The following is a 4,835-nucleotide window of genomic DNA, read 5'->3' as shown; positions in this document are numbered from 1 at the left end:
CCCCCCCCCCCCCCCCCCCCCCCCCCCCCCCCCCCCCCCCCCCCGGCTCCTACAGGGTAGATGGCGTTCAGCATAACCGAACGCTGCTTTATTGAAATGCAAATTCTCAGAACGGGCACGCGCTTGCATGATCCGGGGCAGACACCCACTGCCAGAGGACCTGCACCCGATGAGCGTCACAGACTGGATCGGCCGAAGCGAAACCGCCCACGACCATTTGAGCCATAACCTGCTCAAACGCATTGCCGCCACGTTCGGTGAACCCGTGCCTGAAGACGGCGCGCCCGTGCCCCCGCTGTGGCAGTGGTGTTTTTTCCAGGACCCGGTGCCAGAAGCAGCGCTGGGCAGCGACGGCCATCCGGCCCGAGGCGGCTTCCTGCCTCCGGCCGACAATCGCAACCGCATGTGGGCCGGTGGGCGTCTCGAATTCCTGCACCCCCTGCGGGCCGGCGAAGCGGCCACCCGCGTATCCACCATCACCCAGGTCGAAGAAAAAACCGGTCGCAGCGGTTCGCTGTTGTTCGTCACCGTGCGCCACGACTACTCCCAGCAAGGCCGCCTGGCCATCCGCGAAGAACAGGACATCGTCTACCGCGAGCCCACGCCCCCCAAGCAGGGCAGTGGTGGGGCCCTGGCGGCCGGCGAATGGCGCGAAGCCGTCGAGCCCACCCCCACCTTGCTGTTTCGCTACAGCGCCGTGACCTTCAACGGCCATCGCATTCACTACGACTACCCCTATGTGACCGGCACCGAAGGCTACGCCGGGCTGGTGGTGCACGGGCCGCTGATCGCCACCTTGAACCTGCGCGCCTTCTGTCGTGCCCACCCCGACAAGACCCTGTGCCGTTTCGCCTATCGCGGTGTGCGCCCGTTGATCGCGCCGCAGGCTTTTGAAGTCGGCGGGCGCATCACTGAAACCGGCGTTGCCGAGCTGTGGGCGGGTAACGGCGATGGCTTGGCGCAGACCGCACACGTGCATTTCGAATAATCAGAGAACAACAGGCGGAGAGCCGTAAATGAACCCCCATGACAATGAAGAACTCAATGCCATCCGCGAAGGTGTGCGTGCCCTGTGCGCCGAATTCGACGCCGCCTACTGGCGCAAGATCGATGAAGAAAAAGGCTTCCCGGAAGCCTTCGTCAAGGCCCTGACCGACGCCGGCTGGCTGTCGGCGATGATTCCTGAGGAGTATGGCGGTTCGGGCCTGGGCCTGGCCGAAGCCTCGGTGATCCTTGAAGAAGTGAATCGTTGCGGCGGCAACTCCGGCACCGTGCACGGTCAGATGTACAACATGTTTACCCTGCTGCGTCATGGCAGCGAAGCACAAAAAAGTTTCTACCTGCCCAAGCTGGCCAGCGGCGAATTGCGCCTGCAGTCGATGGGCGTAACCGAGCCCACCACCGGCACCGACACCACCAAGATCAAGACCACCGCGATCAAGCGTGGCGACAAGTACGTGATCAACGGCCAGAAGGTGTGGATCTCGCGCATCCAGCATTCCGACCTGATGATCCTGTTGGCGCGCACCACGCCGTTGGCCGAGGTGAAGAAAAAATCCGAAGGCATGTCGATCTTCCTGGTGGACCTGCGCGAGGCCAGCGGCAACGGCCTCACCGTGCAGCCCATCGCCAACATGGTCAACCACGAAACCAATGAGCTGTTCTTCGACAACCTGGAGCTGCCCGCCGACAGCCTGATTGGCGAGGAGGGCAAGGGCTTCAAGTACATCCTCGACGGCCTCAACGCCGAGCGCACGCTGATCGCCGCCGAATGCATCGGTGACGGCCGTTGGTTCATCGAAAAAGCCAGCGCCTATGCCCGCGACCGCGTGGTGTTTGGCCGGCCCATCGGGCAGAACCAAGGCGTGCAGTTCCCGATTGCCGAAGCCCATATCGAAATCGAAGCGGCCGACCTGATGCGCTGGCGTGCCTGCGAGGAATACGACAGCGGCCGTAATGCCGGGGCCAGCGCCAACATGGCCAAGTACCTGGCGGCCAAGGCGTCCTGGGAAGCGGCCAACGCCTGCCTGCAAACCCACGGCGGTTTCGGCTTTGCCTGCGAGTACGACGTGGAACGCAAATTCCGCGAGACCCGCCTGTACCAGGTGGCGCCGATCTCCACCAACCTGATCCTGTCCTACGTGGCCGAGCACCTGCTCGAACTGCCACGCAGCTTCTGAGGGGCCGACCATGAGCCATACCCAAGCGCTGTGCCGGTTCCTCGCGGAGCTCAATTACGCGCAACTGCCTGAAAACGTGCTGGCGCGCACCGAAGACCTTTACCTGGACTGGCTGGCTTCAGCTCTGGCCAGTAAAGGTGCGCACCCGATCCCGTTGTTCGAACGTTATGCGCAGAAGATGGGCCCTGCCAGTGGCCCAGCCCAAGTGATCGTCAGTGGCGGCAGCAGCAGCGCCTATTTTGCTGCGCTGGTCAACGGTGCCTCATCCCACCTGGTGGAGCAGGACGACCTGCACAACAGCTCGGTGCTGCACCCGGCCACCGTGGTGTTTCCGGCGGCGTTGGCCGCAGCACAAGACCTCGGCAAATCCGGCCGCGACCTGCTGCTGGCATCGGTGGCCGGTTATGAGGCGGGTATTCGCATCGGCGAATTCATGGGGCGTTCCCACTACCGCATCTTCCACACCACGGCCACTGTCGGCACGCTCGCCGCCGCTGTGGCGGTGGGCAAGCTGCTGGATTTCAACGAAGAACAATTCATCAACCTGCTCGGCAGCGCCGGCACCCAGGCGGCTGGGCTGTGGGAGTTCCTGCGTGATGCCGCCGACTCCAAGCAACTGCACACCGCCAAGGCAGCGGCGGATGGTCTGCTGGCCGCTTACCTGACGGCCGACGGGCTGACCGGTGCGCGCAACATTCTTGAAGGTGATCAAGGGTTGGCCGCAGGCATGTCCACGGATGCCGAACCTGCCAAGCTGTCCGCCAACCTCGGCAGCCGTTGGGCGCTGTTGGAAACCTCGTTCAAGTTCCACGCTTCGTGCCGCCACACCCATCCGGCCGCCGATGCCTTGCTGGACCTGATGCAGCGCGAAGGCCTGCACGCCGAGCAGATTGTTCGCGTGCAAACCCACGTGCACCAAGGCGCCATCGACGTGCTCGGCCGGGTGAAGGTGCCGGCCTCTGTGCATCAGGCCAAGTTCTCCATGGGCACCGTGCTTGGCCTGATCGCCGTGCATGGCAAGGCGGGCCTCACCGAGTTTCACGAACGGGCGTTGAACGACCCGGCTGTCGCTACCTTTCGCGACAAGGTCAGCATGACCCTCGACCCCGAAGTCGACGGCGCCTACCCCCAGCGCTGGCTCGGCCGCGTCACGGTCACCACCACGGATGGCCGCACGCTGCGTGGTGCCATCGACGAACCCAAGGGCGACCCGGGCAACACCCTGAGCCGTGCCGAGCTGGCGGACAAGTTCCAGCGCCTCACCCACTTCAGCGCGGCCCGCACGCCGGCCCAGGCCAGCGCCTTGATCGAGAAGGTCTGGGATTTGCGCAACGCCGCGTCCATGGCCGATTGGCTTTGAGGGATCATCATGACTAACCAACGACCACTGGACGGCATCACCGTCGTCAGCCTGGAACATGCGATTGCCGCACCATTCTGCACCCGCCAATTGGCGGACCTGGGGGCGCGGGTGATCAAGGTCGAGCGCCCGGGCGCCGGCGACTTTGCCCGGGGCTACGACGAACGCGTGCGCGGCCTGGCCTCGCATTTCGTGTGGACCAACCGCTCCAAGGAAAGCCTGGCCCTGGACCTCAAGCAGGACGAGGCGGGCGCTATTCTCGAGACCCTGCTGGGCGACGCCGACGTGCTGGTGCAGAACCTGGCGCCCGGCGCGGCGGCACGCATGGGCCTGTCGTTCGAGGCGCTGCATGAGCGTTTTCCGCGGCTGATTGTCTGCGACATTTCCGGTTATGGCGAAGGCGGGCCGTATGAAAAGAAGAAGGCCTATGACCTGCTGATCCAGAGCGAAGGCGGCTTTCTGTCGGTGACGGGGGGGCCGGGTGAAGACCAGATGGCCAAGGCCGGTTGTTCCATCGCCGACATCTCGGCGGGCATGTACGCCTACAGCGGCATCCTCTCGGCCTTGCTGCTGCGCGGCAAAACCGGCAAGGGCAGCCGCATCGACGTGAGCATGCTGGAAAGCCTGGTGGAGTGGATGGGCTACCCGATGTACTACGCGTTCGACGGCGCGCCGCAGCCACCGCGTGCGGGCGCTGCGCATTCGACGATCTACCCCTATGGGCCGTTTCCCACCGGTGACGGCGGCACTGTGATGCTCGGTTTGCAGAATGAACGCGAGTGGGCGGCGTTCTGCGACAAGGTGCTGCTCACGCCGGAGCTGGCGACGGATGAGCGTTTCTCGGCGAATTTCAAGCGTTCGGCCAACCGCGAGGTGCTGCGCCAGATCATCGTCGACCGCTTTGCGCAACTGGATGCCGAGGCGGTGATCCAGCGCCTGGAAGACGCGCAGATCGCCAGTGCGCGGGTCAACGACATGCAAGGCGTGTGGGAGCACCCGCAGCTCAAGGCCCGCGACAGCTGGCGTGAGGTTGATAGCCCGGCCGGGCCGTTGCCTTCGCTGCTGCCGCCGGCACGCAACGCGGCGTTCACCCCGCGCATGGACGCCGTACCGGCACTGGGGCAGCACAGCCAGGCCATCCTCGACAGGCTCGGTTACAGCGCCGAAGCCATCGAAACCCTGAAAACCCGCGGCGTCATCTGACCCGCCCCCCCCTGTAGGGGGGGGGGGGGGGGGGGGGGGGGGGGGGGGGGGGGGGGGGGGGGGGGGGGGGGGGGGGGGGGGGGGGGGGGGGG

At 65.3% G+C, this 4,835-nt stretch carries 4 protein-coding genes; all 4 read left to right on the top strand.

From position 1 onward, the window contains the following. Positions 1-169 precede the first annotated feature (169 nt). From AC07SU_RS20145 to AC07SU_RS20130, 4 genes are read left to right on the top strand one after another with little or no spacing between them, the layout of a single operon-like run. Positions 170-988 carry an HTD2 family dehydratase gene (locus AC07SU_RS20145; protein WP_494998027.1) on the top strand — a complete coding sequence of 273 codons (819 nt, stop codon included), beginning with the start codon at positions 170-172 and terminating at the stop codon, positions 986-988. A gap of 28 nt (positions 989-1,016) precedes the next feature. Then, positions 1,017-2,180 (top strand): acyl-CoA dehydrogenase family protein, encoded by a 1,164-nt coding sequence (locus AC07SU_RS20140; protein WP_494998026.1) that lies wholly within the window; start codon positions 1,017-1,019, stop codon positions 2,178-2,180. Between the two features lie 10 nt (positions 2,181-2,190). Then, complete coding sequence (locus AC07SU_RS20135; protein ID WP_494998025.1) at positions 2,191-3,540, top strand: MmgE/PrpD family protein; 1,350 nt, start codon at positions 2,191-2,193, stop codon at positions 3,538-3,540. A gap of 9 nt (positions 3,541-3,549) precedes the next feature. Continuing rightward, complete coding sequence (locus AC07SU_RS20130; RefSeq protein WP_494998024.1) at positions 3,550-4,743, top strand: CaiB/BaiF CoA transferase family protein; 1,194 nt, start codon at positions 3,550-3,552, stop codon at positions 4,741-4,743. Positions 4,744-4,835 lie beyond the last annotated feature (92 nt).

Source organism: Pseudomonas sp. GW821-FHT05H12 (assembly GCF_059419385.1).
The sequence above is the reverse complement of the archived record's forward strand: the minus strand, read 5'-3'. Positions and strand labels throughout refer to the sequence as shown.